24 protein-coding genes are annotated in these 26,969 nt (G+C 73.8%); 9 read left to right on the forward strand and 15 right to left on the reverse strand.

The genetic code is table 11. The features are described from left to right. Nucleotides 1–44: 44 nt before the first annotated feature. The 9 genes from BJ999_RS02090 to BJ999_RS02130 form a co-directional block, all read right to left on the reverse strand. Nucleotides 45–587, reverse strand: coding sequence for a DUF1707 SHOCT-like domain-containing protein (locus tag BJ999_RS02090; RefSeq protein ID WP_179831677.1), 543 nt, complete (start codon nt 585–587; stop codon nt 45–47). Nucleotides 588–638: 51 nt separating this feature from the next. Next, nucleotides 639–1,268 (reverse strand): acetate uptake transporter, encoded by a 630-nt coding sequence (locus tag BJ999_RS02095; protein WP_179831678.1) that lies wholly within the window; start codon nt 1,266–1,268, stop codon nt 639–641. A 346-nt stretch (nt 1,269–1,614) separates the two neighbouring features. Beyond that, a complete protein-coding gene (locus BJ999_RS02100; protein WP_179831679.1) occupies nt 1,615–2,478 on the reverse strand; it encodes an SDR family NAD(P)-dependent oxidoreductase in 864 nt (287 codons plus the stop codon). Then, nucleotides 2,475–3,443, reverse strand: coding sequence for an alpha/beta hydrolase (locus BJ999_RS02105; RefSeq protein WP_179831680.1), 969 nt, complete (start codon nt 3,441–3,443; stop codon nt 2,475–2,477). The genes BJ999_RS02100 and BJ999_RS02105 overlap by 4 nt, the downstream gene beginning before the upstream one ends. A gap of 78 nt (nt 3,444–3,521) precedes the next feature. After that, nucleotides 3,522–4,850: a sensor histidine kinase gene (locus BJ999_RS02110; RefSeq protein WP_179831681.1), complete on the reverse strand. Its 1,329-nt coding sequence runs from the start codon at nt 4,848–4,850 to the stop codon at nt 3,522–3,524. Next, nucleotides 4,847–5,530: a response regulator transcription factor gene (locus tag BJ999_RS02115; RefSeq protein ID WP_179831682.1), complete on the reverse strand. Its 684-nt coding sequence runs from the start codon at nt 5,528–5,530 to the stop codon at nt 4,847–4,849. Before BJ999_RS02115 ends, BJ999_RS02110 begins: the two co-directional genes overlap by 4 nt. Nucleotides 5,531–5,620: 90 nt before the next feature. Beyond that, nucleotides 5,621–6,082: a DUF5666 domain-containing protein gene (locus BJ999_RS02120; protein WP_179831683.1), complete on the reverse strand. Its 462-nt coding sequence runs from the start codon at nt 6,080–6,082 to the stop codon at nt 5,621–5,623. A gap of 174 nt (nt 6,083–6,256) precedes the next feature. Continuing rightward, complete coding sequence (gene recQ / locus BJ999_RS02125) at nt 6,257–8,083, reverse strand: DNA helicase RecQ (RefSeq protein ID WP_179831684.1); 1,827 nt, start codon at nt 8,081–8,083, stop codon at nt 6,257–6,259. 44 nt (nt 8,084–8,127) lie between these two features. Further along, nucleotides 8,128–8,790 carry an HAD family hydrolase gene (locus BJ999_RS02130; RefSeq protein ID WP_179831685.1) on the reverse strand — a complete coding sequence of 221 codons (663 nt, stop codon included), beginning with the start codon at nt 8,788–8,790 and terminating at the stop codon, nt 8,128–8,130. A gap of 192 nt (nt 8,791–8,982) precedes the next feature. Between BJ999_RS02130 and BJ999_RS02135 the strand changes: the two genes are divergently transcribed. Beyond that, nucleotides 8,983–9,441 carry a hypothetical protein gene (locus BJ999_RS02135; RefSeq protein WP_179831686.1) on the forward strand — a complete coding sequence of 153 codons (459 nt, stop codon included), beginning with the start codon at nt 8,983–8,985 and terminating at the stop codon, nt 9,439–9,441. 104 nt (nt 9,442–9,545) lie between these two features. Next, nucleotides 9,546–9,956 (forward strand): phage holin family protein, encoded by a 411-nt coding sequence (locus BJ999_RS02140; RefSeq protein ID WP_229810181.1) that lies wholly within the window; start codon nt 9,546–9,548, stop codon nt 9,954–9,956. Here BJ999_RS02140 and BJ999_RS02145 read toward each other — a convergent pair. The 4 genes from BJ999_RS02145 to BJ999_RS02160 all read right to left on the reverse strand — a co-directional run bounded on the left by BJ999_RS02145 (nt 9,953) and on the right by BJ999_RS02160 (nt 16,635). After that, nucleotides 9,953–13,108 (reverse strand): hypothetical protein, encoded by a 3,156-nt coding sequence (locus BJ999_RS02145; RefSeq protein ID WP_179831687.1) that lies wholly within the window; start codon nt 13,106–13,108, stop codon nt 9,953–9,955. The two genes, BJ999_RS02140 and BJ999_RS02145, sit on opposite strands and share 4 nt — an antisense overlap. Nucleotides 13,109–13,190: 82 nt before the next feature. Further along, a complete protein-coding gene (locus tag BJ999_RS02150) occupies nt 13,191–14,207 on the reverse strand; it encodes a cation diffusion facilitator family transporter (protein WP_179831688.1) in 1,017 nt (338 codons plus the stop codon). A 74-nt stretch (nt 14,208–14,281) separates the two neighbouring features. Further along, on the reverse strand, nt 14,282–15,298 hold the full coding sequence (locus BJ999_RS02155; RefSeq protein WP_179831689.1) for a hemolysin family protein: 1,017 nt from the start codon (nt 15,296–15,298) through the stop codon (nt 14,282–14,284). Further along, a complete protein-coding gene (locus BJ999_RS02160; RefSeq protein ID WP_179831690.1) occupies nt 15,286–16,635 on the reverse strand; it encodes a hemolysin family protein in 1,350 nt (449 codons plus the stop codon). Before BJ999_RS02160 ends, BJ999_RS02155 begins: the two co-directional genes overlap by 13 nt. A gap of 343 nt (nt 16,636–16,978) precedes the next feature. Here BJ999_RS02160 and BJ999_RS02165 point away from each other — a divergent pair, with 343 nt between their 5' ends. Then, complete coding sequence (locus tag BJ999_RS02165) at nt 16,979–18,193, forward strand: hypothetical protein (RefSeq protein WP_179831691.1); 1,215 nt, start codon at nt 16,979–16,981, stop codon at nt 18,191–18,193. Between the two features lie 319 nt (nt 18,194–18,512). Here the strand turns inward: BJ999_RS02165 and BJ999_RS41700 are convergent, their stop codons facing one another. After that, the gene (locus BJ999_RS41700; protein WP_229810216.1) at nt 18,513–18,875 is read right to left on the reverse strand and encodes a hypothetical protein; all 363 of its coding nucleotides are present in this window, start codon (nt 18,873–18,875) and stop codon (nt 18,513–18,515) included. On the opposite strand from BJ999_RS41700, the gene BJ999_RS02170 reads away from it, so the two are divergent. The 6 genes from BJ999_RS02170 (at nt 18,769) to BJ999_RS02195 (ending at nt 26,435) form a co-directional block, all read left to right on the forward strand. Further along, entirely contained in the window at nt 18,769–20,817 is a 2,049-nt protein-coding gene (locus tag BJ999_RS02170; protein WP_229810214.1) for a serine/threonine-protein kinase, read from the forward strand. The genes BJ999_RS41700 and BJ999_RS02170 overlap by 107 nt on opposite strands. Before the next feature lie 2 nt (nt 20,818–20,819). Further along, nucleotides 20,820–21,959, forward strand: coding sequence for a PP2C family protein-serine/threonine phosphatase (locus BJ999_RS02175; protein ID WP_179831693.1), 1,140 nt, complete (start codon nt 20,820–20,822; stop codon nt 21,957–21,959). Beyond that, nucleotides 21,956–23,275, forward strand: coding sequence for a vWA domain-containing protein (locus BJ999_RS02180; protein ID WP_179831694.1), 1,320 nt, complete (start codon nt 21,956–21,958; stop codon nt 23,273–23,275). Before BJ999_RS02175 ends, BJ999_RS02180 begins: the two co-directional genes overlap by 4 nt. Nucleotides 23,276–23,280: 5 nt before the next feature. Beyond that, the gene (locus tag BJ999_RS02185) at nt 23,281–24,045 is read left to right on the forward strand and encodes an FHA domain-containing protein (protein ID WP_179831695.1); all 765 of its coding nucleotides are present in this window, start codon (nt 23,281–23,283) and stop codon (nt 24,043–24,045) included. A 122-nt stretch (nt 24,046–24,167) separates the two neighbouring features. Beyond that, nucleotides 24,168–25,577 (forward strand): hypothetical protein, encoded by a 1,410-nt coding sequence (locus BJ999_RS02190; RefSeq protein WP_229810182.1) that lies wholly within the window; start codon nt 24,168–24,170, stop codon nt 25,575–25,577. Between the two features lie 30 nt (nt 25,578–25,607). Then, nucleotides 25,608–26,435 carry a glutamate ABC transporter substrate-binding protein gene (locus BJ999_RS02195; RefSeq protein ID WP_179831696.1) on the forward strand — a complete coding sequence of 276 codons (828 nt, stop codon included), beginning with the start codon at nt 25,608–25,610 and terminating at the stop codon, nt 26,433–26,435. 17 nt (nt 26,436–26,452) lie between these two features. On the opposite strand, the gene BJ999_RS02200 is transcribed toward BJ999_RS02195, so the two are convergent. Further along, nucleotides 26,453–26,803 carry an STAS domain-containing protein gene (locus BJ999_RS02200; RefSeq protein WP_179831697.1) on the reverse strand — a complete coding sequence of 117 codons (351 nt, stop codon included), beginning with the start codon at nt 26,801–26,803 and terminating at the stop codon, nt 26,453–26,455. Between the last annotated feature and the right edge of the window lie 166 nt (nt 26,804–26,969).

Here is a 26,969-nt window from a genome sequence, read left to right on the forward strand (position 1 = left end):
CCGAGCCGGGTCGTGGACGCGAGGGCCGCGAGGCCGGGGAATCGCTAGCGGCGGGCGTGGCGGATCTTGAGGCGGCCGAGGCCCATGGCGCCGGTGATGCGGATCTTGGGCCCGCCGGGGCGGGTGGGGCGGCGGGGCGTGTAGCGCGCGTCCTTCAGCCCGGTGCGCAGACCCTCGATCTCGACGATCGCGTCACGAGGGACGGTGATCTTGGCACGGCCGGTGCCGACCTGCAGTTCGATGTCGACCACCGGGTGATCGATGATCGCCTTGGACAGGTCCAGGTGCACCCGTCCGAAGGCGGACTCGACCTTGAGGACGCGGGGTACCCGCCAGGGGCCGCGACGCTTGATCCGTCCGGTGGCGGCGCCGATCGTGGACGTGGGGCCTGCGTCCTCGTCCGGGAGTGCGGCCAGGGGCGTCGCGAGGTCGCCGTGGGTTCTGGCGCTGAGCACCTGGTCGAGGCGCTCGTCCATCTCCTCGTGCGTGAGGTGCCCTTTGGCGTACGCCTCCCGCAGGCGCTGCACGGCGGTGTCGCGGTCGTCGTCGCCGACGAGGCGCGCCTGATTCTCCGGACGGGGGGTCACGCCATCACCTTAGCGCCGTCCCCGCGATCCGGCCCGGGAGGGAGCCGCGGGTCAGCGGGGTTCGGTGCCGGGGACCAGGCGGTGCCTGAGGGGCTTGCCGACGCCGAGGAAGGTGTGGCCCGTCATGCCGTTGATGACGCCGGCGGCGGAGGCGTACCAGGCGCAGATCGCGGTGAGGACGCCGAGGTAGCCGCCGATCTTGATCGTGGTCTCGCTGGTGGCGAAGTTCCCGATGAACAGGATGATCTCCGTGGCCTCCAGGGCGACGAACACCGCCAGGACGGCCTGGTTGACCTGGGTCGCCCAGAGCATCATGTAGGTGTTGAAGATCGCGAAGGCGAGGAGGATCCAGCCGAGGTCGTTGGCCTCCTGGGCGGGAGTCGTCTCCCCGGCGATGAGGACGGCGTAGAGGCCGAGACCGAGCCAGAAGCCGCCGTAGGACGAGAAGGCCGTCGCGCCGAACACGTTGCGACCGCGGAACTCCCACATGCCGGCCAGGATCAGGACGAGGCCGCCGTAGGCGAGGGCGTAGGCCAGCCAGGCGTCGGTGCCGTCGGTCCACCCGGCGTTCTTGACGGACAGAAGGAACAGGGTCAGGGCGAAGGCCGCCAGGCCCAGGGGGGCCGGATCGGCGATACCGGACGGGGTGTGCGGGATGGACTCTTGCTCGACGTGGGTCATGGTGCCTCCTCGCTGGAGTCCCATCGCCTTGTCTCGCGCGGTCTCGGCCGGACAGGGATGGACGAAGGAATGCGGACAACGGACGTCCGGACGTCCCGGATGGGACCGTTATCTCCTCGGCCCTGTTTCGGATCATAACTCCGCTCGCACGTCAGGTCAGGCGCCCCTTCGCGGGGCATTTCCGGCATATCCCCACTAATCACGGTCACTGAGGCGGAGGGGCGAAACGGCGTCCCCCGATATGTGAAATCATTTGCCTCGTGCGGAAGGTATCCCCTCTCAATGGGGAAGCTTCGTTGAATGGCCGATCGGTTGGGCGGGCAAGCCTTGGCGAAGGCGTTGCCGACTACTTGACGACGGCGGGGCTGAAGATGGGCGGGTCGCCGAGGTGCCCGCGGTGGGACCGGGGTCTGCTTCCGTCGACGTCCACCACGCCCAGTTCGGCGCCGAGTTCGGCCCCGATGTGGACCTGCCCGCTCCACCGCATGAACTCCGGGTGCCGGGCGAGCGCGTCGATCACCCGTCCGCTGAACTCGGCGGACTCCGCCCCCGCGGCGAACGACTTGTACCGGTCGGGGACGCCCTCGAAGAGCGCTCTGTTGCGCTCGGTCTTCAGCAGACCCATCCACAGCGAGATGACGGCGACATTGTAGGGCTCGAAGTCGACCGCCATGTCGTGCGCCATCTTGTCGACGGCGGCCTTTCCCGCGCCATAGGCCGGGCCGTGCATGTAACAACGTCCGCCGAAAGAGGAGGTGTTGACGACGAGGCCCGCCTTGTTCCTCACCAGCAACGGGGCGGCGTAGTAGGCGGCCACGTAGGCGGAGCGCATCCCCACGTCGAACATGCTCTGGAGCCCCAGCGGCTTTTCCCAGAACGGCCCTTCGCGGGTGAGGCCGTCCGGAATCGTGAACGCGTTGTTGACGAGGACGTCCAGCCTGCCGTGCTCGCGTTCCACCCGCCTGAACAGGTCCGCGACCTGCGCGTCGTCGGAGTGGTCGCAGATCACGGGCACGCCGGTGCCGCCGCGGGCGTCGATCTCCTCGGCCGTGGCGAGGACCGTGCCCGGAAGGTCGGCGTCGCCCTCCGAGCGGGTCCGGCCCGTCACGTAGACCGTCGCGCCGGTCGCGCCGAGGGCCAGCGCGATGCCCTTCCCGGCGCCGCGGCTGGCGCCGGTGACCACGACGACCCGGTCTCCGGTGAGGCTCACCTGTCGCTCCCCGCGAGGAATCCGAGCATCGCCGCCGTGGTCTCGGCGGGCCTCTCCATCTGCATCATGTGGCCGGCCTGCTTGATCATGTGGACGCCGCGGACGTCGGCGTGGTGGTCGCCGAGCCTGTTCAGGGGGTCGTCGCCGTGCCAGCCCTCAAGGTCGGCGTCCTGCTCGCTGCCGATGAAGTAGTACGGGACGGGATTCTTCCGGTCGCCGTAGGACTTGCGGTACTCCCAGGACAGGTCCATCGCCCGGTACCAGTTGAGCCCGCCGGTGAAGCCGCTGCGGCCGTAGGCGTCGACGTAGAACTCCAGTTCCGGCTCGGTCAGCCACGTCCACGGGAGCGGCGGCGTCTCGGGGAGGGCGTCGATATAGGACGTGCCCGGAGGTTGCCGCCAGACGTCGAGGTAGTGGTAGTCGCTGGAAAGCGCGTAGAAGACCTTGCGCAGGAACGCGCGGGGCGCGGCGGCGAGGTCGCGGTCGGCGACGCCCGGCTCGGCGAAGTAGTGGATGTGGTTGAAGTGCCGTTCGGCCTGGCGGGCGGCCAGCGTCAGGGGCGACTCGTCGCTCGGGGTGAAGAAGGGGTTCTCCAGGCCGATGATCGCGGCGACGCGGTCCGGGTGGTGGTGGGCGAGGTCGTAGGCGGCGAAGAGGCCGAAGTCCAGGCCGCTGAAGACGGCCTTCTCCTCGCCGAGGTGGTCGAGGAGGCCGGTGAGGTCGCCCACGATGCGGTCGACGTCGTACTCGCGGTGGTCCCGGGGGCCGCTGGTGTGCCCCATGCCGCGCATGTCGGGCGCGACGACGCGGAACCCCGCATCGGCGATCGGACCGATCTGGTGGCGCCAGCTGAACCAGATGTGCGGGAAGCCGTGCAGGAGGACGACGAGCGGCCCCTCGCCCTGCTCCACGTAGTGGACGTCCAGGCCGTTGATGCGCGCGTACCGATGACTCCAGCCCGCCATGCTGCGGTTCCTTCGGTTCGGGGAGCCGACCTTCGGACTGTGCAGGACGATGCCCTCGGCGGCACCGGCAGGTCCCGCTCAGTGGGAACCCAGCGTGATGCGGACGATCGTCCCCTTGGACGGTTCGGACAGCAGTTCGGCCCGTCCGCCATGGGCGGCGGCGATGGCGGCGACGATGGGAAGGCCGAGGCCGGTACCGCCCTGCGTGCCACGGTGGAAGCGTTCGAAGGCGCGGGCGGCGTCTTCCGGGGACATGCCCGGCCCCTCGTCCGCCACCTCGATGAGGCCCGGCGCCAGACGGATGGTCGTGGGCGTTCCGGGGGGTGTGTGGGCCCGCACGTTGGCCAGAAGGTTGGCGAAGACCTGGCGGATGCGGGCCTCGTCGACGGTCGCGACCAGGGTGTCAGGGGCGTCCAGCACGATGGGACGGTCGGGGGCGGCGACGGTCGCGTCGGCCACGGCGTCCCGGGCGAGGGCGGCGAGGTCGGTGGGGGCGGGGTGCAGGGACGCCTCGCGGTCGAGGCGGGCGAGTTCGAGGAGGTCGGTGACGAGACTGTTCATCCGGCGGGCCTCCTCCTCGATGCGGCGCATCGCGTCGGGCAGCTCGTCCGGCCCGAGCGCGCCGTGCCGGTAGAGCTCGGCGTAGCCCTGGATGGCCGTGAGCGGCGTGCGCAGCTCGTGGGACGCGTCGGCGGCGAACTCGCGGACGCGGGCCTCGGAACGGCTGCGCGCCCAGAACGCCTGCTCGATCCGCTCCAGCATCACGTTGATGGCGGACGCCAGGCGGGCCACCTCGGTGCGCCGTCCGGGAGCGGGCATGCGGGCGCGCAGGTCGCCGCCCGCGGTGATGGCATGCGCCGTGGCGGCCATCCGGCTCAGCGGCAGCAGGCCGCGGCGGATGAGCCACCGGCCGAGCACGAGCAGGACCGCGAGCAGGAGGGCGGCCGTGGCGATCTCGGACAGCACGAGGTTGCGGACGGCCGCGTGGATCTCGGTGAGGGGGGACGCCACGACGACGAAGCCCTTCCCCCAGGGACGCGCCACCGCGCGCAACCCGGGAAGGGAGAACGGTTCGAGGTCGCGCGCGCGGGCGGCCAGCTCGTCCGGGCCCAGTCGCCCCACCTCGCGGACGGCCTGCTCGGGCGCGGGCGCGTCCCCGCTGAGGACCCTTACCCGCCCCGCCGGGCCGACGGCCAGCACGACGAACTGCGCGGGGGCGACGCCCTGCTCGGGCAGGCCGGGACGCAGCAGACGCGTCACGGCGCGGTCGCGGGTCGCCTGGAGCTGGCCGTCCACGCGGTGCATCAGGTACCCGTTCAGGACGAGCGCGCTGACCAGGCCCATGATCGCCAGCCCGGCGGTGGTGATCGCGAGCAGGCCGGTGAGCAGCCGGGCGTTGAGCGTCATGGCCGCAGCGCGTAGCCCACCCCGCGCTGGGTGTGGATGAGCGGGGTGCCGAGCGGGTCCAGCTTGCGGCGCAGGTAGCTGATGTAGGTCTCCACGACCTGCGGGTTGCCGTGGTCCCAGCCCCACACGCCGTCGAGGAGCTGGGCGCGCGAGAGCACCATGCCCGCGTTGCGCATCAGGTAGGCGAGCAGCCGGAACTCGGTCGGCGACAGCTCGACGGGGACGCCGCCGCGCCGTACCGTCCAGTGCGCCTCGTCGAGTTCGAGGTCGGCGACGCGCAGCACGGGCCCGGCGGAGGGCTCCGGCGGGGCCGCCCGGCGCAGGACGGCCCGCACCCGGGCGATCAGCGCCTCGATCGAGAACGGCTTGGTGACGTAGTCGTCACCGCCGAGCGTGAGACCCGTGACGGTGTCGGACGGCGTGTCCCGCGCGGTCAGGAAGATCACCGGGATCTGGTCGCCGGACCCGCGCAGCCGCCGGCACACCTCGAAGCCGTCCAGGTCGGGCAGCATGACGTCCAGCAGGACGAGGTCGGGCCGAGACTCCCGGACGGCCCCGAGCGCCTCCTCGCCCGTGCCGGCGGTGGCGGTCGCGAAGCCGTGGAAGCGCAGCGCGACCTCGATGAGGTCACGGATGTTGGCCTCGTCGTCCACGACGAGGACCCGCCGGGTCTCGCTCATCGGCTCCCGCAGCTCGCTCCCTCGCCGGCCTCGTGCCGGCACATCGGGCTCACCCGCCCGAAACTACCCGGCACGGTGAGCGCCGGTGCACTAGCGGTCCCGGGGGACGCGGATCACGCGCGCGGTCCGGGTGCCGCCGGAGCGCTCCCCGGCCACGAGCACCTGGTCGCCGCCGGCCAGGCCCTTGAGGGACGACTTCTCGCCGTTCTTGCGGACGTGGGTCTTGCCGTCGGACGTCCACGTCCAGGAGACGCCGTCGTCGCTGCGGACGGTCACCCCGGTCGCCGAGACGGCGGTGATCTTGCCGCGCTGCCAGGTGGCGAGGTGGAATCCGTCCTTGCGCTTGACGGTGGCCTCGCCATGGACGCCGCGCAGAGCGCGCGCCCGGCGGAGGGGGTGCCCCTTGCCGGGATGGCCCTTGCCCGCGTGCGCCGTGGGGGAGGGGGAGGGAGCGGGATCGTCGGCGAAGGCGGGGACGGAGAAGTAGAGCCCGAGCCCGAGGAGCCCGGCGGCACCGGCCCCGGCCGCGATCGTCTTCCGGTTGTTTCGCATGCCGGACATGTAAGCGGTCGCGTCTGGCAGAAGTCCACGCGGAAGCCTGGGAGAACCCTGAGAGTTCCCGAGCACCGCCTGGAGGATCGGACGCGTTCCGCCGCCTCTCGTCCCTCGCCTGAGGTCGGGGCACCGCCCGCTGCCCTGCGGAGAAGGCGGGGCGGTGGCCTTGGTCTACTCGGAGGCCAGGGTTTCGAGGACCTGGTCGCCGTACTTGGCGAGCTTGTTCTCGCCCACGCCGTTGACGCGCCCCAGGGCCGCCAGGGAGGTGGGGAGGGCCGTGGCGATCTCGCGCAGGGTCGCGTCGTGGAAGATGACGTAGGCGGGGACGCCCTGCTCCTTGGCGGTCGCGGCGCGCCAGGCGCGGAGGCGCTCGAAGATCGGCATCGACTCGGCGGGGAGCTCGACCTGGGCCTTGGCCGCCTTGGCGGTCTTCGCCGCCTTCGCGACGGGGCGTTCGGCCTCGCGGCGCATCATCACCTTGCGCTCGCCGCGCAGCACGCCGGCGCTCTCGTCGGTCAGGACGAGCGTGCCGTGGTTGCTCTCCACCGCGATCAGGCCCTGGGCGAGGAGCTGGCGGACGACGCCGCGCCACTCGACGTCGCGCAGTTCGGCGCCGATGCCGAAGACCTTCAGCGAGTCGTGGTCGAACTGGATGACCTTCGCGTTCTTCTTGCCGAGGAGGATGTCGACGACGTGGCCGGCGCCGAACTTCTGGCGCCGCTCGCGGTCGAGCCGGACCACGGTCGACAGGACCTTCTGGGCGGGGACGGTCGCGTCCCACGTCTCGGGCGGCGTGAGGCAGGTGTCGCAGTTGCCGCAGGGCTCGCCGGACTGGCCGAAGTAGTTCAGCAGCTGGACGCGGCGGCACTCGACCGTCTCGCAGAGGGCGAGCATGGAGTCGAGGTGCATGCCCTGGCGGCGGCGGTGCGCGGCGTCGCCCTCGCCACCGTCGATCATCTTGCGCAGGTTGACGACGTCCTGCAGGCCGTAGGCGAGCCAGGCGGTGGACGGGAGGCCGTCGCGTCCGGCGCGGCCCGTCTCCTGGTAGTAGCCCTCGACGGACTTCGGCAGGTCGAGGTGCGCGACGAAGCGGACGTCGGGCTTGTCGATGCCCATGCCGAAGGCGATGGTCGCGACCATGACGAGGCCGTCCTCGCGGAGGAACCGCGCCTGGTTCGCCGCGCGGATCTCGGCGTCGAGGCCCGCGTGGTAGGGGAGGGCCTCGATGCCGTTCTCGCTCAGGAACGCCGCGTTCTTCTCCACCGAGTTGCGGGACAGGCAGTAGACGATGCCCGCGTCGCCCTTGTGCTCGCTCTGGAGCAGGCGCAGCAGCTGGCGCTTGGCGTCGGTCTTCGGCTCGATCCGGTACTGGATGTTGGGACGGTCGAAGCTCGCCACGAAGTGGCGGGCCTGTTCGAGCCGGAGGCGTGACGCGATCTCGCCGCGGGTGGCCTCGGTGGCGGTCGCGGTCAGCGCGATGCGGGGGATCTCGGGCCAGCGTTCGTGCAGGCCGGACAGCGTCAGGTAGTCGGGGCGGAAATCGTGCCCCCACTGCGAGACGCAGTGCGCCTCGTCGATCGCGAAGAGGGAGACGTCGCCCCGGTCGAGCAGCTCGACGGTCGCGGCGAGCTTCAGCCGCTCCGGCGCCAGGTACAGCAGATCGAGCTCGCCCGCCGTGAACTGCGCCTCGGTCACGCGGCGCTCGTCGAAGTCCTGGGTGGAGTTGAGGAAGCCCGCGCGGACGCCGAGGGCGCGCAGCGCGTCCACCTGGTCCTGCATGAGGGCGATGAGGGGCGACACGACGATGCCGGTGCCCTTCCGGACGAGCGCCGGGATCTGGTAGCACAGCGACTTGCCGCCGCCGGTCGGCATCAGGACGAGGGCGTCCCCACCGGCGACCACATGCTCGATGATCTCCCGCTGGCCGTCCCGGAACGCGTCGTAGCCGAACACGCGCCGCAGGGTGTCGAGGGTCTCCGGGGTCTCAGGGGAAGTCACCGGGCCATACTACGAACCGCCGCGGACACCCGTCCCCCGAACCTTCACCTGTGGACGACCGCCTCCGCGAGCTCGGGCGTCAGCTCGTCCAGGCCGTCCGCGACGTGCGCGGCCAGCGCCAATGCGTCGGGCGCGGGCGGGTGCGCCGGACGCGGGATCGCGATCACCGCCATCCCCGCCGCGTGCGCCGACCGGAGCCCGTTGCCGGAGTCCTCGACGGCGACGCAGTCGCGCGCCGCGACCTCCAGCCGCGCCGCGACGGTGAGGTAGCCGTCCGGGGCGGGCTTGCCGCGCTCGACCTCCTCGGTCGACACGGTGGCGCGGAACAGGCCGTCCACCCCGAGATGCCCGAGCACGAGGTCGATCAGGGCGCGCGGGGACGAGCTGGCCAGCCCCAGCGGGCGGTACCCGGCCATCCGGCGGACGGCGTCCTCGGCGCCCGGCAGCAGCGGCGGCCCGTCCGCGTACCGCTGCGACATCCGGTCGACCACCTCGTAGGCGACCTCCTCGGCCGTGACGCCGTCGACGAGGTCGGAGGCGATGTAGTCCGCCCACTCCTCGGTGCTCATGCCCATGAGCCGGTCCTGGGTGTCGGGGAGCCAGCGCCCGCCGCGCTCGGCGACGTAGCCGCGCCGCACCTCCTCCCACACCGGCTCGGAGTCGATCAGGACGCCGTCCAGGTCGAACACGATGGCCTGCACGGGCATGGGGCCCTCCACGGATCTCGTCGCGACGTCCCGTCACTACCCGCCGCGATCACATCGGAACCCGGCGCGGTCGGTTCGGACGAATGCCTCTGACCAGCATTTATCCGGCGAATCCGACATGATCGACTTTTGGTCTGGCATGGTGGGGGGCCTCCGTTCCCCCTCCGGAGTCACTGCAGAGGAGATCTGCCCATGGTGTTCCTCGGTTTTCTCCTGGTCGCGGCCGCCATCACGGTCGGCGCCGGTGTCGTCATGGACAACACCGGCCCGGCGGACCTCGTCGTCTTCGGCCAGACCGTCCCGGGCCTGGAGAGCGAATGGCAGGTGTTCCTCTCCGGCGCGGGCGTGGCCCTCGTCTTCCTCGCCGGCATGTCGCTCGCCTTCACCGGCGCGGCCCGCCGCATCCGCACCCGCCGCGACCTGCGCGACCTGCGCGAGGAGCACGAGGAGTCGCTGACCACGCTGGAGATGGAGAAGCGCCGCCTGGAGCGCGAACTGGCCCGCGTCCGGCAGAGCCCGCCCCGGCGGGACGCCGCGCGGACGGGCGCGCCGCGCGAGCCCGCCGTGCAGGGTGCCCGCGTCGCGGGCGGGAGGTCCGACACCCGCTCGCAGGCCGCCGCCACCTCCCCGTTCTTCGACCGCACCGAGTAGGACGCGGCGCCGGGCGGGTCATCCGCGGTGATGACGGGAGTCTCCGCCCGGATCGTCTCGCAGTGGGATGACATGGCCGGTTCCCGGCCAGCATGATGCGTGGCGTGCGCATTCTTCTCAAGGTCGGCGCCACCGCGGTCGCCCTGTGGGTCGCCACGGTCCTGATCGACGGCATCACGCTCGGCGATCAGACCACCGCCCGGCGGATCCTCACGCTGGTCGCGGTCGCCGTCATCTTCGGGCTGGTCAACGCCGTCCTCAAGCCGATCATCAAGACCCTCGGCTGTGCCTTCTACGTCGTCACGCTCGGGCTCATCGGGCTCGTCGTGAACGCGCTGCTCCTCTGGCTGACTAGCGAGCTGGCGGAAGGGCTCGACCTGCCGTTCCACGTGACCGGGTTCTGGCCGGCCTTCTGGGGCGCGATCGTCGTCGGCGTCGTCGGCTGGCTGCTCCACCTGTTCCTCCCCGACGGCGACGAGGACAGGGGCCGGGGCCGGGACCGGGACCGGGACTAGCCCGCCAGGCCGGGCGCGGCCGTCGAGGCGCGCTCGAACGGGCTCAGCTCCAGCCGCCCGGACGGCGAGCCCGCGTACTCCCGGTATCCCGGCGGGCGCGTTCCGGCCGTCCCCACGAGGATCCAGCGGCGCGCCCGGACGGCCCCGATGAGGAACTCGCCGTCGGTCACCGTCCCCGCGTCCGCGACGATCAGCGCGTCGAACTCCTCGTCGCGGACGGTCAGCCCGGCGCCCGCCGGGGTCCCGACGACGAGGTCGGCGGTGCGGAGCAGGACCTCGCTCCCCGCCGCCCGGCCGCCCTCCAGGTACCCGGTGAGCTCCTCGATCCGGGCCATCGCACGGCGCTGGTGCGCGGGGACGACCTCCGGGTCGTCGTCGGGGTCGGCGCCGCAGATCTCCAGGACGTTCGACCGCGACCGCCCCTCGGCCGCCGCCACCGTCTCCAGCTCGGCCTCCCGCGCGGCGATCTCCGCCGCCGCCTCCTCGGCGCGGCGCGCCAGCTCGGACGCGGTCTCCGCCGCGCGCGCCGTGGCGGTCTCCGCGTCCGACCGGGCCCGCGCCGCGGCCGCGAGCGCCGCCTCGCGGGACGTCCGGGCGGCGGTCACCCGCTCCTCGATCGCCTGCGCGACCTGGTGCGCCGCGCGGGCCCGCAGGCCCGCCTCGGTGGCACGCTCGACCGCCTCCGACGCCTGCCGCGCCTGCTCCCGGTGCTCGGCGCCGACCTTCTCCCGCTCGGCCGCGAGCCAGGTCAGCTCCGTCCCGAGCCGCTCCTGCGCCTCCTGCGCCGCCTTCAGCCGCGCCCCGCCCTCGGACACGAACGACGCCAGCCCGCGCCGCAACCGCTCCGCGTGCTCCGCCGCCTCCTTGGCCTCCCGCGCCCGCGTCGCCGCCTCGTCCGCCTCCCGCGTCCGGGTCCTGACCTCGGCGCGCAGGCCGCGCAGCTCCGACGGCGGCGACGCCACGTGCAGCCGCTGCCCGAGCGTCATCTTGCGGCGCAGCGCCGACAGCGCCGACTCCGCCGACACCAGCCGGTAGTAGGCGGCGTGCCCCTCCGCCGCGGCGTCGGCGTCGGCCGCCGTCAGCCGGTGCGCCTCCTCGGCCGCGCCGGGCAGCGCCTCCCTCGCCCGCGTCAGCTCGTCGGTGAGGGACGCCTCCGCCTGCCGCGCGCCCTGCAACTCCGACTGCGCCGTCTTGGCGCGCTCGTCGATCTGGACGCACCGCGCATAGGTGGCGTCGGCCGTCCGCGTCAGCGCGGCCGCCTCGGCGCCCGCCTCGTCCGCGGCCCCCTGCAACCGCTCCGCCTCGGCCCGCGGCCCCGCCAGCTCCGCCTCGGCCTCCTCCTGGACGCCGGAGAGCCGCTCCGCCTCGGCGTCGCCGGCGGCGGCCGCCTCCTCCGCGCCCGCCGCCGCGGCCCGCGCCTCCTCGATCGCGCGGGCCAGACCCGCCTTCTCCGCCTCAAGCTGCTCGGACCGCCGCAGGTTCTCCGCCTGGACGGACTGGAGCGCCGCCGCGTCCCGCGGCCACTGCTCCAGCGACATCAAGCCGCGCTGCAGCAGCCGCGCCTCCGTCTGCCACGACAGCCGCCACGCCTCTCCGACCGGACGGAGCGCCGCCGACCGGACCCGCGCCTCCGGCGCCGACGGCCCCTCCCCGGGCTCCACCGGCTCCACGGGCGGCAGCGTGGGCAGCGGCTCGGCCCTGGTCACCACGGCCTCCGGCTCCGGGAGCGGGCCGGCCAGGGGCCTGAACTCGACCGTCCCGTGGGACCCCGGCTCCCGCAGGGGCGGCGGCTCCTGCTCGGCGGGCGGCGCCTCGACGGGCGGCAGTCCCTGCGTCCGCACCGACCGGGCCTCCGCCGTCTCCGGCTGCGTCTCGATCAGCAGCGAGAAGACGTCGGGGTCGCCCTCCACGGCGCGCAGCAGCTCGGCGGCCTTCTCCGGGGTGGGGGCGATCAGCAGGGCCCGCCCGTCCGACTCCGTGAGCTCCTTGACCGCGTCACGTACGACCTGGGCCTCGTCGCCCTCGTCCACCTGGACGAGCCGCAGCCCCTCCGCGCCCTCCAGCGTCCCGGGCGCCACCAGGAACCGGGCGAGCACGTCCCACTCCCCCGCGGCCCGACCGTCCCGCAGCGCCCGGACGGCCGCGATGTGCGGCGCCCACCCCACGGGCGGGACGTCCTCGGGCACCTCCCGCAGGCGCGCGTCGATCCCCTCGTAGAACTCGCTCAGCGGCCCGTAGACGCTCTCGACCAGCTCGCGCCAGCCCCCTTCGCCCGCGTCCGTCCCCAACGGAGGCGTCGGCTCGGCGACGTCGATGGGCACGGTCCCCAGGACCGCCCGAGGATCAAGCCCCTCGCCCCCGATGCCCTCCTCCACGCCGGGAACGTCACCGGCGGGCTCCTCGTCCACGACCGGCTCCCCGCCGGCCGCGGGCTCCACGTCCTCTGCCGGTACGTGGCGCGCCGCCTCAGCGCCACCGGCAGCCCGGTCGCCGACGAGCGACGCCGCCTCGGGCGGTTCGTGAGCGGCCGTCGACTCGCTGTCGGCAAGGTCACCGGCGGGCGGGACCACAGGCACAGTCTCCTGATCGGTCATGCCGCCGTCGGCCACTTCCGCCGCGGCCGCGTCGTCGGCGAGCTGATCGGCGATCGGCGCCGCCTCCGCTGGGGCGTCGGTGGGACGGTCGCCGCCGACGGGCTCCGCGCCGGCGGCGTCCCCTGCCGGAAGCGGGTTCTCCAGCGGGCTGTGCCGTGTCGACTCGGCGTCCACCTCGCCGAGGTCTGGCAGATCAACGGCCGTCGTCTCCGCGGCGGGCGCGTCACCGAGGGGCCGGTCGTCCGCGGTTTCCTCTGGTGGGACGTGCTGTGCCGCGTCGTTCATGGGCTGTTCAGGGGCAGTCGCGGCTGGGCTCTCGCCGGGCCGGCCGCCGACCGGCGGCGTGGCCTCGGACGGTGCGTCAGGGATTTCGTCGGTCTGAGCAGGCTCGGGCTCGGGGGACGGCGGGATGACGGGAAGGGCCTGGGTGGCCTCGGCTGACGGTTCCTGCTCGTCCGTGCCGGGGAGGGGGACGATGACCGTGGGGAGGTCGGAGTCCGGGACGTAGGGGGGTCTGGTGTTCTCGTCGGGTCCGTTGGTTTCCGAAGGCTGGTTCACGACGCCATCCCGTCCCAGATCGATCGTCCGGGGCCAGTATGTTCCCCTTCTGCTCCCGACTAACGTCTCACAGGCCGCAGACTCAGCGGTGGCCCGCGAGAGCGGCGTGATGATCTTCACCGGGGCGGGGTTCGGGGTCGGGGTGGACCACCGCGCCGGTGAGGCGGGGCAGGGCGTGCAGGAGGCTGTGCTCGGCGTCCACGGCGATCTGGTGGGCCCGGACGACGGTGGAGGCGGGGTCGACGACCACGTCGCACTCGGCGCGCAAACTGTGGCCGATCCACCGGAGGCGGACGTCGCCCACGCCCCGGACGCCGGGCGTGGCGGAGAGGGCGGCTTCGGCCTGGTCGACCAGGGCGGGGTCCACGGCGTCCATCAGGCGGCGCCAGACCTCGCGGGCCGTCTGCCACAGGACGGTCAGGATCGCCACCGTGATGAGCAGTCCGACGACCGGGTCGGCCCAGGGGGCGCCCAGCGCGACGCCGGCGGCGCCCAGGAGGACGGCCAGGGACGCGAAGCCGTCCGTGCGGGCGTGGAGGCCGTCGGCGACGAGCGCGGCGGAGCCGATGCGGCGGCCCGTGCGGATGCGGTAGCGGGCCACCAGCTCGTTGCCCAGGAAGCCGACCAGCGCGGCGCCCGCCACGGCGGCCACGTGGTCCACAGGCTGTGGATGGGCCAGGCGCTGGACGGCGGCGTACCCGGCGACGGCGCAGGACGCGGCGATGGCCAGGACGATGACGACACCGGCCAGGTCCTCGGCGCGTCCGTAGCCGTAGGTGTACCGGCGGGACGGCGGGCGGCGGCCGAGCAGGAACGCGATGCCCAGCGGGACGGCCGTCAACGCGTCGGCGGCGTTGTGGAGCGTGTCGCCCAGCAGCGCCACCGAGCCGGTGAACGCGACCACGGCGGCTTGCAGCGCCGTGGTCGCGCCGAGGGCCGCCAGGGAGATCCACAGAGCGCGCATGCCCTGGGCGCTCGCCTCCATGGCCGAGTCCACCTTGTCGGCCGCCTCGTGCGAGTGCGGGCGCACCAGGTGGGCGAGGCGCCCTTTCCGCGAGTGACCGTGCCCGTGTCCGTGACCGTGACCGTGTCCGCTCATCCTCCGATGATGGACCGGAAAACCCGTTGCAGCACCTCGACACCTGCGGTGTCGTCGCAGGTACGCGGGCTGTGTCAGTGCGGGTTGCTGGCCAGAAGCTCCGCCAGGAGGTCGTCCAGGGTGACGATTCCGGCGAACTCGTCGCCGTCGTCGTTGACCACGGCGAGCTGGGCGCGACCGCGGCGCATGCGGCTGACCGCGTCCAGCACGGTCGTCTCCGCCGTGAGGACGGGGGCCGGGTGCGCGAGCTCGCCCGCGCGGCGCTCGTCGCCCGGCTCGATGATGGCGGCCCGGACGTGGACGATCCCCGTCATCGCGCCGTCCAGGTCGCGGACCAGGAGGCGGCTGTGGCCGCTGGCGGTGGCGGTCCGGCGGATCTGCGCGGCGGTCGCGTCCGCGTCGATCGTGGTGACGGACGTGGCGGGGACGACGAGGTGCCCGACCGTGGCCTCCCGCGCGGAGATCGCCCGGTGCAGGAGCTCGTGGTCGCGGCGCCCGATGAGGCCGAGGCGGCGGGACTCGCCGACCAGGTGGCTGAGCCGCGCCGGGTCGGTGTGGCTGTCCAGCTCGTCCTTCGGCGTGACGCGGATGAGGCGCAGCAGCGCGTTGGTCACCGCGTTCAGCGCCGACAGGATCGGGCGGGACACCTTCGCGAACGCGCGGAACGGCAGGGCGAGGATCATCGCGGACCGCTCCGGGTGCGCGATCGCCCACGACTTCGGGGCCATCTCGCCGACGACCATGTGCAGGAAGGTCACGACGGCGAGCGCGCAGCCGAGCGCGATGGCCTTGGAGCCCGCCTCGGGGACGCCGAGCGCGTGCAGCGGCGGTTCGAGGAAGTGCTCGAAGGCGGGCTCGGTGACGATGGCGAGGCCGAGCGAGCACATCGTGATGCCGAACTGCGCGCCGGCCAGCATCAGCGACAGCTCGCGGACGCCCGCGACGGCGGCCACGGCGGGACGGCTGCCCTTCGCGGCGGCGCGTTCCAGCTGCGGGCGGTTGGCCGCGACCAGCGCGAACTCGGCGGCGACGAAGAAGCCGTTGCCGAGCAGCAGCGCGGCGGTGATCAGCAGCGAGGTCAGCGGGTCCACGCGACCTCCTCCTCGCCGGACGGGACGTCCGCGGGGGCGGCCGCGCGGATCAGGATCTTCTCGGCGACCCGGCGGGCCACGCTCACGACCTCCAGCTCGACGGCGCCGCCGTCCAGTTCGACGGTGAGGCGGTCGCCGGGGCTCGGCAGCCGGCGCAGCTCCGCCATGACCAGGCCGCCGAGGGTGTCGTAGGCGTCACCCTCGGGCAGGTCGAGGCCGGTGAGGCGGCCGACCTCGTCGATGCGCATGCCGGCGTCGACCAGCCAGGACCCGTCCGGCCCGGACGTCGGGGCGTCCTCGGGGCCGTCGGTCTCGTCGGCGATCTCCCCGACGAGCTCTTCGGCGACGTCCTCGAAGGTGAGGATGCCGGCGAGCCCGCCGTACTCGTCCACGACGCAGGCGAACTCCTCACCGGAGTCGCGCATGTGCTCGATGACGCCGTACAGCGGCTGGCTGCCGGGCACCAGCAGCGCGGGCCGGGCGACGGACCCGACCGGGGTGGACGGGTCGAGCGTGTCGTCGGCGACCTCGCGGACGCCGGCGACGCCGACCACGTCGTCGACCTCCTGCCCGTAGACGGGGTAGGCGCTGTGACCGGTCTCGCGGATCAGCGCGACCAGGTCGGCGAGGGGCGCGGTCGCCGGCAGCGCGCGGACGTGCGGGCGCGGCACCATGACCTCGTCGGCCGTGAGGTCGCCGAACGACAGGGCGCGGTCGAGCAGGCCGGACAGGTCGGCGGGCAGGTGCCCGGCGCTGTGCGACTTGCCGATGATGTCGCCGAGCTCCTCCAGCGTCGCGCCGCTGTGCAGCTCCTCGACGGGCTCGACGCCCACGGCGCGCAGCAGCCGCTCCGCCGCGCGGTCGAACAGCCGGATCAGCGGCCCCGCGACCGTCAGGTAGACGAGCGTGGACGCGGCCAGCACGCGCGCCAGTTGCTCGGCGCGGGCCAGGGCCAGGTTCTTCGGGAACAGCTCGCCGAGCAGCATCTGGATGAGCGTCGCCACGACGAAGCCGGTGGCGAGGGCGATCGCGCCCGTGGCCCCTTCGGGGATGCCCACCAGGCCCAGCAGCGGCTGGATCAGCTCGGCGAGGGCGGGTTTGGCGATGAAGCCGACGACCAGGGTCGTCATCGTGATGCCGAGCTGCGCGCCCGACAGCATGAAGGAGACACTGCCGATGACCTTGAGGGCCCTGCGGGCGGAGGTGTCGCCGCGTTCGGCGGCCTGCTCCAGGGTCGCGCGGTCGGCGGCGACGTAGGCGAACTCCTGGGCGACGAAGTATCCGGTGGCGGCGGTAAGGACGATCACCGCGAGAACACCCAGTGCCGCGCTCAGCATGTGGCACCGGGTCTATGACTGGGGTCCGACACCGCGGACTCACCACTCCTCTCGTTAAATGACGTATCTGTCGTAACGTCACCAGGGACAACGAGGTTCCCCCTGCACAGGGTACGGGCACGTGAGGATCAGCGGAGAGCGGCGGTCTCGCGACGCGGACCTGTCGAGACGGAAAGCACCTTGTCTCGGTTAGTGTCACGGATCACACTTGTATGAGAGCGTACGTCCGATACTGGACCGGTCCGTGCTCCCAGACCGGCTCTGCGGGCATGCTCAGGGGGGACCGGAGAAGACGATCGCGGGGCAGACGTTGGACCAGAGCGGGGCAGGGGCCGCTGCGCCCATGAGCCGTGAAGGCGTCGACCATGCCCTGCGCACGCTGCGGGACGAGCGCGACCGCATCGCCTCGAACCTCCTCGAACTGGAGAGCCACGACGGAGGCCGCCTGCTCCAGGGCGCCCGGCTCACCGGCGAGACGTGGCGGCGCTGGGAGGTCGCGCAGGGCCGGCTGGCGACGCTGTGGCGGCTGTTCGACGCCTACCAGCGCGTCCTGGACGCGGCGGGCGAGCTCCGCGAACGCTCGCCCCGGCTGGACCCGGCCGCGCTGATGGAGCTGTCGGGCCTGCTGTCGGGCCAGTCGGTGGAACTGCCCGACGGGCAGATCCCGCTGGAGCACCGGACGCTGCTCGGCCCGCAGGAGCGCCGCATCACGCTGGACGAGGCCGTCGGGATGATGGCGGATGCCTACGAGTTCGTCGCGGGCGAGATCGCCGCCGCCGACGCCGCCTGGTCGGCGCTGCTGCAGCCGCTGGAGGACGCCGAGGAGAGCTGGCGCAGGACGGCCCGGCTGGCGCACGCGCTGGACGGCACCCGGCATCCGGAGCTGGACCGGGTCGGCCGCGAGCTGACCGCGCTCGGCCGGCTCGTCCGCACCGACCCGCTTTCGCTGGTCAAGGACGGTCGCGCCGACACCTCCCGCCTCGACCGGGTCTGCGCCATACTGACCTCGCTCGGCGACGAACTCGCCGGCGTCGCCCGCATGCGCGAGGACTACGAGGAGCTCGCGGCGCGGGTCGCGGCCTCCGTCGGGGAGGTCGAGGAGACGGAGCGGCGGGCCCACGACGCCCACGCGACGGCACTCGACAAGATCCACTCCCCGAACCTCCCGGAGCCCGCGCGGGGCCTCGGCGCCGCGCTGCGGGATCGGCTCGCCGCCCTCGAACGGCTGCGCGAGGCCGGCCGCTGGGTCGAGATGGCGGGACGGTTCGCCGAACTGGAGCGCGCCGTGGAGGAGGCGCTGGAACGGGCGCGCGGTGATCTGCGTCTCAGTGCCGGCCTGCTCGACCGGCGGGGCGAGCTGCGGGGGCGCCTGGAGGCGTACCGGGCGAAGGCCGCGAGGCTCGGCCTGGCCGAGGACGAGCGGCTCACCGTGCTGTACGGGGAGGCGCGCGAGGTGCTGTGGACGGCGCCCTGCGACCTGCGCAGGGCGACCACGGTCCTGGCGGAGTACCAGCGAGCGATCAGGGCGTGCGAGAGCGAGACGGGGACCCGGCGATGAACCGATGCACCCAGCCCGGCTGCACGGGCGAGGTGGAGGCGGACGGATTCTGCGACGTCTGCGGCATGGCTCCCGCCGCCGCCGCGCCGCCCCCGGCGAACTCGTCACCGCAGTGGGCGCCCCAGCAAGCACCTTCCGCGCCCCAGTCGGCACCCCATCCAGCACCCCAGTCGGCGCCCCAGTCCGCGCCGTCGCGTCCCTCCGCGCCGTTCAGCCCGTCGCACACCGGTCCGGCGCCCATCAGTCCGTCGCCCGCCGGTCCGGCGCAGCCCGCGCGGACGGCGGCGCCCGTGCGTCCGGCCGGGCCCGCGATGCCCGGCTACCCGGGCGCGTACGGGCGGCCCCCGGGCCCGGCTCCGGCGGCCGCCCCCGGGCAGACGCCGGTGACCAATCCGGTGACCCCCGCGCCGCCCGCGGGCATGCCGCCGGGCTCGTCCGGCCAGAGCGGGCGCGGCGGGCAGGGCTCCTCGTACGGCAGCGCGCCGACGAGCGGGTCGGGCAGCGTCGGGTCCGGGCGGACGGCCTCGCGCGGCGGCACCCGGGGGACGGGCTCCAGCGGCTCGGCCAGGCGCGGGATGCTCGGCGCCGGGCTCGTCGAGGTGCCGCCGGTGCCGGCCCGCGACCCGGCCTCGGCGATCATGGAGAACCCGGAGGTGCCGGAGAACCGGCGCTTCTGCAGCAAGTGCGACGAGAAGGTCGGGCGCAGCCGGGGCGGGCGCCCGGGACGCACCGAGGGCTTCTGCCGCAACTGCGGGCACCCGTTCTCGTTCACCCCGAAGCTCCGGCCCGGCGAGATGATCGGCGGGCAGTACGAGGTGCTCGGCTGCCTCGCCCACGGCGGGCTCGGCTGGGTGTACCTGGCCCGCGACCACAACGTGAGCGAGCGGTGGGTCGTCCTCAAGGGCCTGCTCGACACCGGCGACGCCGACTCGCTGGCCGCCGCCACCGCCGAGCGCGCGTTCCTCGCCGAGGTCGAGCACCCCAACATCGTCAAGATCTACAACTTCGTGCGGCACGGCGAGTCCGGCTACATCGTCATGGAGTACGTCGGCGGCCGCTCGCTGAAGGACATCCTGCTCAGCGCCCGCCAGGCGCAGGGCGACCAGGCGTCGCTGCCGCTCGGCCAGGTCATCGCCTACGGCCTGGAGGTGCTGAGCGCCCTCGGCTACCTGCACGGCGTCGGGCTGCTGTACTGCGACTTCAAGCCCGACAACGCCATCCAGTCCGAGGAGCAGCTCAAGCTGATCGACCTCGGCGGCGTCCGGCGGGCGTTCGACGCGGACAGCCCGATCTTCGGCACGCCCGGCTACCAGGCCCCCGAGATCGGCTCGCAGGGTCCCTCGGTCAGCTCCGACCTCTACACCGTCGGCCGGACGCTGGCCGTGCTGAGCTTCGCGTTCCGCGGCTACACCGGGCGGCACCTGCGCAGCCTGCCGCCGCGCGAGGAGGTGCCGCTCTTCCAGCGGCACGAGTCCTACCACCGGCTGCTGCGCCGTGCCACGCACCCCGATCCGGCCCGCCGGTTCCAGACCGCCGCCGAGATGGCCGAGCAGCTCACGGGCGTGCTGCGGGAGGTCCTGTCGGCCGAGGACGGCCGCCCGCGCCCCGCGCCGTCCCCGCTGTTCGGGCCCGAGCAGCAGACCGCCGGAACGGAGATCGTCGGCGGCCTGGACGGCGCCGGGCGCAGCGAGGGGGCGCCGCCGATCCTGGCGCCGGTGGAGCCGGCCGCCGCCGCGGCGGCGCTGCCCGTCCCGCTGGTGTACGCCTCCGACCCGGCCGCGGCGTTCCTCGCCGGGCTCACCGCCCGCGACCCCGCCGACCTGGCCGCGGCCCTGGCCTCCGCGCCGGCCGCGTCCCGCGAGGTGCGGCTCGCGCTGGTGCGCGTCCGCATCGAGTTGGGCGACCTCGACGGGGCCGCGCACCTCCTGGAGGACATCGCCGCCGAGGCCCCCGACGACTGGCGCGTCGACTGGTACCGGGGGGTGCGCGCCCTCGCCGGCGGGCGCGGCACCGAGGCGGTCGCGGTGTTCAACGACCTGTACGACCTCGCTCCCGGCGAGCAGGCGCCCAAGCTGGCGCTGGCGTTCTGCCACGAGACCCTGGGCGAGACTGCCGCCGCGGGCTACTACTACGAGACGGTCTGGCGCACCGATCCCACCCACGTCAGCGCCGCGTTCGGGCTGGCCCGCACGCGGCTCGCGGCGGGCGACCGCGCGTCCGCCGAACGCGTCCTCGACTCGGTCCCGCGCATCTCCAGCCACTACCTCGCCGCGCAGCTCGCCGCCGTCGCCACCACCGTCCGGGGGCGCGGGCCCGCCGAGCTGGACGCGCCCGCGCTCATCGAGGCGGGACGGCGGCTGTCGGCCCTGCGCCTGGACACCGAGCGGTCGGCCGCGTTCGCCGCCGAGGTGCTGGAGGCGGCGCTGACCTGGGTCCGCGCCGACCGCGGCTCGGCCCCGCCCGGCGTGCGGCAGCAGATCCTCGGCACCGACCTGGACGAGCAGGCCCTCCGCAAGAAGCTGGAGGACGTCTACCGCGTGCTCGCCAAGCTCGCCGACGGGGCCGAGCACCGCCACGCGATGGTCAAACGGGCCAACGCCGTCCGCCCGAGGACGCTCTTCTGACCATGAACGCGGACCAGCACACCCCCGTCGCGCTCTGCCGTACCTGCGGCCAGCCCGTCAACGAACGCGACCGCTTCTGCGAGGAGTGCGGACGCCCCGACCCCACCACGCCCAGGACCCCGCCGCTCGGCACCGCCCTTCCGCACGCCTCGCCGCCCCCGGCGTCGCGCGGCGTCCCGTCCGTGCCCGTCCCGGCCCCGCGCCGGGCCCTCCCGCCGGAGCGGCGGCCCGACCCCCGCACGCCCCCGGCCGGTCCGGGCGGGGGCATCGCCGCCGGGAGCGCCTGCGTGGACTGCGGCAGCGGGGCCGTCGGGGCCGACGGGTACTGCGAGCAGTGCGGGCTGCGGCAGCCGAGCGGGCGGGAGCACGTCGAGGCCGAGGCCGGGCGGTTCGGGGCGGCGGTGAGCGACCTCGGGCTGCGGCGCAGCCGCAACGAGGACGCGTTCGCGCTGGCGGCGCTGCCCGCGGGCGTGTGCGCGGTGGTCTGCGACGGGGTCGCGACGGCGCCCGGGTCGGAGGAGGCGTCGCGGCTGGCCGCCGAGGCGGCGCTGGCCGTGCTGACGGGCCGCGTCACGGCCGGCGTGGATCCGCGGGGCGCGATGCGCGACGCGGCGGCGCGGGCGGGCGAGGTCGTGGCGGGGATGCCCGGCGATCCCGACTCCTCGCCCGCGTGCACGTTCGTGTCGGCCGTCGTGGACGCGGGCGGCATCACCGTCGGGTGGGTCGGCGACAGCCGCGCCTACTGGCTGTCGGCGGCGGGCTCGTGCCGGCTCACCACGGACGACTCGTGGGCCTCGTCCATGATCGAGCAGGGCGCGATGAGCGCCGAGGACGCGTGGGCCGACCGGCGGGCGCACGTGCTGACAGCCTGGCTGGGGGCGGACGCGGGCCCGCTCGACCCGCACGTGGCGGCGTTCCGGCCGACGGGCCCCGGGCTGGTGGTGCTGTGCAGCGACGGGCTGTGGAACGACCTGCCGGAGCCGTCCGACCTCGCGGCCGTGGCCCTCACCGGCCGGGACGGCCCGCTGGACGCGGCACGGCGGCTGCTGCGGGCGGCACTGGACGCGGGCGGGCACGACAACGTGACGGTGGCGGTCCTTCGCTACCCGCCGCCAGGACCGAGCAGGGAGCGGGGCAGATGAGCGATTTTCCGGAGTTCACCGTGCGGGTGGACCAGAACCCCTATCTCCCGGCCGGCGGACGGGAGATGCACGCGATCGTCTCGGTGGAGGCGCGCTCGTCCGGCGGTCCGGGCCCGGTGGCGGACGGGGGGCGCGCCCCCGCCGCGGAGATCATCATGATCGACACCTCCGGGTCGATGTCCTACCGGGGCAAGATGGCGGCGGCGAAGCGGGCGGCGCGGGCGGCGGTGAACGTGCTGCGCGACGGCGTGCACTTCGCGGTGGTCGCGGGCGCGAACCGGCCGCGGATGGTCTACCCGCAGGGGGAGCGGCTCGTCCGGGCGGACGCGGCGTCCCGGCGCGGCGCGGTGGACGCGGTGGGGCGGCTGGAGGCGGCGGGCGGGACGGCGATCGGGTCGTGGCTGCGGCTCGCCGACCGGCTGTTCACCGGGCACGACGCCGTCGCCGAAGGGGCCGTCAAGCACGCGATCCTGCTCACCGACGGCAAGAACCAGCACGAGTCGGACGAGGAACTGGACGCGGCGCTGCGCCAGTGCACCGGCCGCTTCCTGTGCGACGCGCGGGGCGTCGGCACCGACTGGAACGTCGCCGAGCTCCGCAAGATCACCTCGGTGCTGCTGGGCGGGTTCCTGGACGTCCCCGACCCGGCCGACCTGGAGGCCGACTTCCTGGCGATGACGCGGGCCGCGATGAGCAAGCAGGTCGCGGACGTGACGCTGCGCGTGTGGACGCCGCAGCAGGCGCGGCTGCGGTTCATCAAGCAGATGGTCCCCGCCGTGGAGGACCTCACCGGCCGCCGGGGCGCCTCGGGCGCGCAGACCGGCGACTACCCGCTCGGCGCGTGGGGCGACGAGAACCGCGAGTACCACCTGTGCGTGGAGGTGCAGCCCGGCGACGTGGGGCGGCAGATGCGGGCCGCATGGGTGAAGCTCGTCGCGGGCGACCAGGTCCTCGCGTCCGGCAACGTCATCGCCGAGTGGACCGACGACGAGGCCAGGTCGACGCGCATCAACGGCCGCGTCGCGCACCACACCGGGCAGTCCGAGCTCGCCGAGGCGATCCAGCAGGGCCTGGAGGCGCGGCGGGAGGGCGACGAGGACACCGCGACCGCCCGGCTCGGGCGCGCCGTGGTGCTGGCGCGGGAGGTCGGCAACGAGCAGATCTCCGGCCTGCTCGACAAGGTCGTGGACGTGGTCGACCCGGCGCACGGCACCGTGCGGCTGAAACGGGACGTGGCGAAGGCGGACGAGATGTCGCTCGACACCCGTTCCGTCCGGACCGTGCGGACCCGGCACGGCGACGAGGCAGGGGGCTGAGGCCCATGCCGGTCTGCCCGAGCGGGCACACGTCCCAGTCCACCGACTACTGCGACGTGTGCGGCGACCTCATGGACGGCGCGCAGCGCGCCGAGTTCGCCGAGCCCGCGCCCGCGCCGGTGCCCGCGCCCGCGCCGGCCGCCGAGCCCGCGGCGGCGGAGGAGCCGGCCTGCCCGCACTGCGGGACGCCGCGCTCCGGCCGCTTCTGCGAGGAGGACGGGTACGACTTCGAGACCGGCACGGTCTACACCGTCGAGTTCACCCCGGCGGGCACCGCGCACGCGGTGCCGCTGGTGCCGCAGCAGCGGGACGGCAGCGTGCCCGTCGTCCCGCGGCCGGTCCCGGCCCCCGCGGCCGGCCCGCACGCGCTGGTCATGGCCGACCGCGCCTACTTCGACTCGGTCGTCGCGGAGATGGGACCGGACGGAGGCGGGCTCGCGTTCCCGCCGTACTGCCCGGAGCGCCGCGTCCCGCTGCTCGGCGGCCAGATCCGGATCGGGCGGCGCAGCGCCTCCCGCGCGCTGCTGCCCGAGATCGACCTCAGCGCGCCGCCCGAGGACCCGGGCGTCTCGCATCTGCACGCCGTCCTGCTCGCACGGCCGGACGGCGCGTGGAACCTGATCGACCCCGGTTCGACCAACGGCACCACGGTGAACGGCGGAACGGAGCCGATCCCGGTGAACGTGCCCGTTCCGGTCGGTGACGGCGACCGCATCCATGTGGGCGCCTGGACGACCATCACGCTGTCCCTGCAGGAGGGCACGTCATGACGATGAGTCCCGCACCGCCGGCGGCTCCCGCTCCACGGCCGCCCGCCCCGCCCGCCCCGCCCGCACAGCCCCCGGGAAGGACGCCTGCCGAAACGCGGCGCGGCGGCCGCCTGAGGACGTTCGTGCGCGGACGGTGGCTCAAGACGATCCCGGGCCGCATCCGGGCGCATGTCGTGCTCTGCGTGGCCGCGCTCGTGGCGCTGCTGGCCGTCCTCACCGTGGCCATCGGCAACGCGCGCGACTCCGTCGAGACGATCGGGCACGACGCCGGCCCGCAGGTCGTCGCGACCGGCACCCTGTACTTCGCGCTCAGCGACATGGACGCGCAGGTCTCCAGCATCCTGCTGATCGGCCGCGAGCACGGCCTCGGCATCGGCTACGACGAGACCCTGCGGGTGTACGAGAGGCGCCGCGCGGAGGCCGACGCGGCGGCGGTGCAGGCCGCGCAGCTCGCCGGGCGCGACCCGGCGCTGCGGCGGACCGTCCAGGAGGTGCTGAACGGCCTCGGCAGGTACGAGCGGCTCGTCGGCCAGGCCATGCAGCTCGACGCGCAGTCGAACCACGCGCCCGGCGAGACGCCGCAGCAGGTACTGGAGGCCTACCGGCAGGCCACCGACCTGATGAGGCTGCAACTGCTGCCGAAGGCGTACAACATCACGCTCGACACCGGCGCGAACGTCCGGCAGTCGTACGAGACGAAGCGGTCCGCGGTGCTCACCGGGCGCACCTGGGTCGCCCTCACCGGTCTGGTCGTGCTGCTGCTCCTGATCGCGACGCAGCTATACCTGGTGCGGACGTTCCGGCGGGTGCTCAACCCGGCGCTGGTGCTGGCGACGCTCGCGACCGTCGTCCTCACCGCGGTCGGGGCGGGCCTGCTCACCGCCCACGCGGGGCACATCAGGACCGCCAAGGAGGACGGCTTCGACTCGATCCTGCAGCTCTCGCGGGCCCGCGCGATCAGCCACAGCGCGTTCGGGGACGAGAGCCGCTACCTCCTCGACCCCGGCCGCGCCGACACCTACGAGCAGACCTACCTCGACAAGTCGCTGTCGGTCATCTACCCCGACATCGGCGACAAGCCGGTGAACCTGGAGAACTACTACGCGGGCCTGGAGCAGAAGGTCGCCCCGTACAGGCCCGACAAGGGCCCCGAGCCGTTCCTCGGCCTCTTCGAGAGCGAAGCGAGCACGGCCTGGAGCGGCCGTGAGGGCGACGCGGTGGTGAAGATGCTGCGCGCGTACATCGCCGTCCAGCGCAACGACGCGCGGATGCGGCAGCTGGCGTCGGCGGGGAACCGGTCGGGCGCGGTCGACCTGCGGATGGGCCGCACGTCCAACGCGATCCGCGACTTCGACGCCTACGACGCGGCGCTGAGCTCGCTGACCGCCGTCCACCAGGACGCCTTCGACAAGGCGATCAGGGACGCCGACGGCGGGCTGCGCGGCTGGAACGCGGTGCCGCCGGTGGCCGCCGTCGTCATCGCCGCACTGATCATCGCGGGGGTCCGTCCCCGGCTGGCCGAGTTCCGCTGACCGAGTTCGCCTGATCAAGGAGACCAAGCCATGCGCGCGACCCGTGCCATCGCCGCCCCGGGGGCCGTCCTCGCCGCGGCGGCGCTGCTGTCCGCCTGCGGCCTCGGCGCCGAGGAGGAGCAGTCCGTCGCCGAGAAGGGCTCCCTCGTGATCGGCGTGAAGGAGGACCAGCCGGCCCTCGGCGTGAAGCGCCCGGACGGGGTCTACGAGGGTTTCGACGTCGACGTCGCGACCTACATCGCCGGCAAGCTGGGCGTCCCGAAGAGCCGCCTGACGTTCAGGACGACGAACTCCTCGGTCCGTGAGGACGCGCTCGCCAAGGGCGACGTCGACATGATCGTCGCGACGTACTCGATCACGGCGAAGCGGAAGTCGAAGGTCACCTTCGCCGGGCCGTACTACGTCGCCCACCAGGACACCTTCGTCCGTGCCGACGCCGCCGCGATCAAGGACGTGCGGGACCTGAAGGGCAAGCGGATCTGCGAGGTGAAGGGGTCGAACTCCTGGCGCCGCGTGATCGAGGAGCGCAAGGTGGCCGCGCGGCCGGTCACCGTGGACACCTACGGCGCCTGCATGGACGCGCTCGCCGGCGGCCGGCTCGACGCGGTGTCGACCGACGACCTGATCCTCGCCGGGTTCGCCACCGGCCGCCCGGGACGGATGATCAACGCGCCGTTCACCGACGAGAAGTACGGCGTCGGCCTGAAGAAGGGGGACCTCAAGGGCTGCGAGGAGGTCAACCGGGCGATCACGGACATGTACCAGGACGGCACCGCCCAGCGGCTGCTGAACACGTGGTTCGGCAAGTCGGGGCTCAAGCTGACGACCAGCGTGCCCCAGTTCGAGGGCTGTACCTGACCCGGCCGGGCAGGGCCCTACGGAGTGGTGGACGGGAAGGCGGTGACGGCCTCGCGCAGCGTCTCGTGGATCGGGATGAACTTGTCGAGCCCGGTGATGCGGAAGACCCGCTGGACGCGGGGCGGCAGCGCCACCAGCGCGAGGTGCGTCCCGTGCTCGCCGGCGCGGCGGTTGGCGGCGACGATCGCGTTCAGGCCGGTGGAGTCGCAGAACGTGACCTCGCGCATGTCGACGACCATCGCCTCGCCCGACTCGACGGCTTCGAAGAGGGCCTCCTCGAAGCGCGCTCGGGACACGACGTCGATGTCGCCCTTCACGCGAACGAGCGTGCAGCGGTCGTCGCGCATCAGGCTGATGTCGAAGTCCATCGTCACCTCACGCCCCACTCCGGTGGTACCCGGCCATCTCAGGTGACTCCTCAGGATTGCGCACCCGTGCCCGCATTCCAAGCAGTTCCCGGGTAAGGGACCAGGTCGCCCGCCCCCGGCTCGGACCGTAACGTGGGTCCGGACGCCCGTCTGATCCCCGGTCCCG

The organism is Actinomadura citrea (genome assembly GCF_013409045.1).
Taxonomy (GTDB): Bacteria; Actinomycetota; Actinomycetes; order Streptosporangiales; family Streptosporangiaceae; genus Spirillospora; species Spirillospora citrea.

Excerpts from the sequence above, each read along its gene's own strand:
- BJ999_RS02110 (WP_179831681.1), bottom strand. The coding sequence starts at position 4,850 with ATGACGCTCAACGCCCGGCTGCTCACCGGCCTGCTCGCGATCACCACC.
- BJ999_RS02160 (WP_179831690.1), bottom strand. The coding sequence starts at position 16,635 with ATGCTGAGCGCGGCACTGGGTGTTCTCGCGGTGATCGTCCTTACCGCC.
- BJ999_RS02195 (WP_179831696.1), top strand. The coding sequence starts at position 25,608 with ATGCGCGCGACCCGTGCCATCGCCGCCCCGGGGGCCGTCCTCGCCGCG.
- BJ999_RS02130 (WP_179831685.1), bottom strand. The coding sequence starts at position 8,790 with ATGCCCGTGCAGGCCATCGTGTTCGACCTGGACGGCGTCCTGATCGAC.
- BJ999_RS02175 (WP_179831693.1), top strand. The coding sequence starts at position 20,820 with ATGAACGCGGACCAGCACACCCCCGTCGCGCTCTGCCGTACCTGCGGC.
- BJ999_RS02180 (WP_179831694.1), top strand. The coding sequence starts at position 21,956 with ATGAGCGATTTTCCGGAGTTCACCGTGCGGGTGGACCAGAACCCCTAT.
- BJ999_RS02170 (WP_229810214.1), top strand. The coding sequence starts at position 18,769 with ATGCTCGGCGCCGGGCTCGTCGAGGTGCCGCCGGTGCCGGCCCGCGAC.
- BJ999_RS02200 (WP_179831697.1), bottom strand. The coding sequence starts at position 26,803 with ATGGACTTCGACATCAGCCTGATGCGCGACGACCGCTGCACGCTCGTT.
- BJ999_RS02105 (WP_179831680.1), bottom strand. The coding sequence starts at position 3,443 with ATGGCGGGCTGGAGTCATCGGTACGCGCGCATCAACGGCCTGGACGTC.
- BJ999_RS02095 (WP_179831678.1), bottom strand. The coding sequence starts at position 1,268 with ATGACCCACGTCGAGCAAGAGTCCATCCCGCACACCCCGTCCGGTATC.
- BJ999_RS02115 (WP_179831682.1), bottom strand. The coding sequence starts at position 5,530 with ATGAGCGAGACCCGGCGGGTCCTCGTCGTGGACGACGAGGCCAACATC.
- BJ999_RS02150 (WP_179831688.1), bottom strand. The coding sequence starts at position 14,207 with ATGAGCGGACACGGTCACGGTCACGGACACGGGCACGGTCACTCGCGG.
- BJ999_RS02165 (WP_179831691.1), top strand. The coding sequence starts at position 16,979 with ATGAGCCGTGAAGGCGTCGACCATGCCCTGCGCACGCTGCGGGACGAG.
- BJ999_RS02185 (WP_179831695.1), top strand. The coding sequence starts at position 23,281 with ATGCCGGTCTGCCCGAGCGGGCACACGTCCCAGTCCACCGACTACTGC.
- BJ999_RS02120 (WP_179831683.1), bottom strand. The coding sequence starts at position 6,082 with ATGCGAAACAACCGGAAGACGATCGCGGCCGGGGCCGGTGCCGCCGGG.
- BJ999_RS02135 (WP_179831686.1), top strand. The coding sequence starts at position 8,983 with ATGGTGTTCCTCGGTTTTCTCCTGGTCGCGGCCGCCATCACGGTCGGC.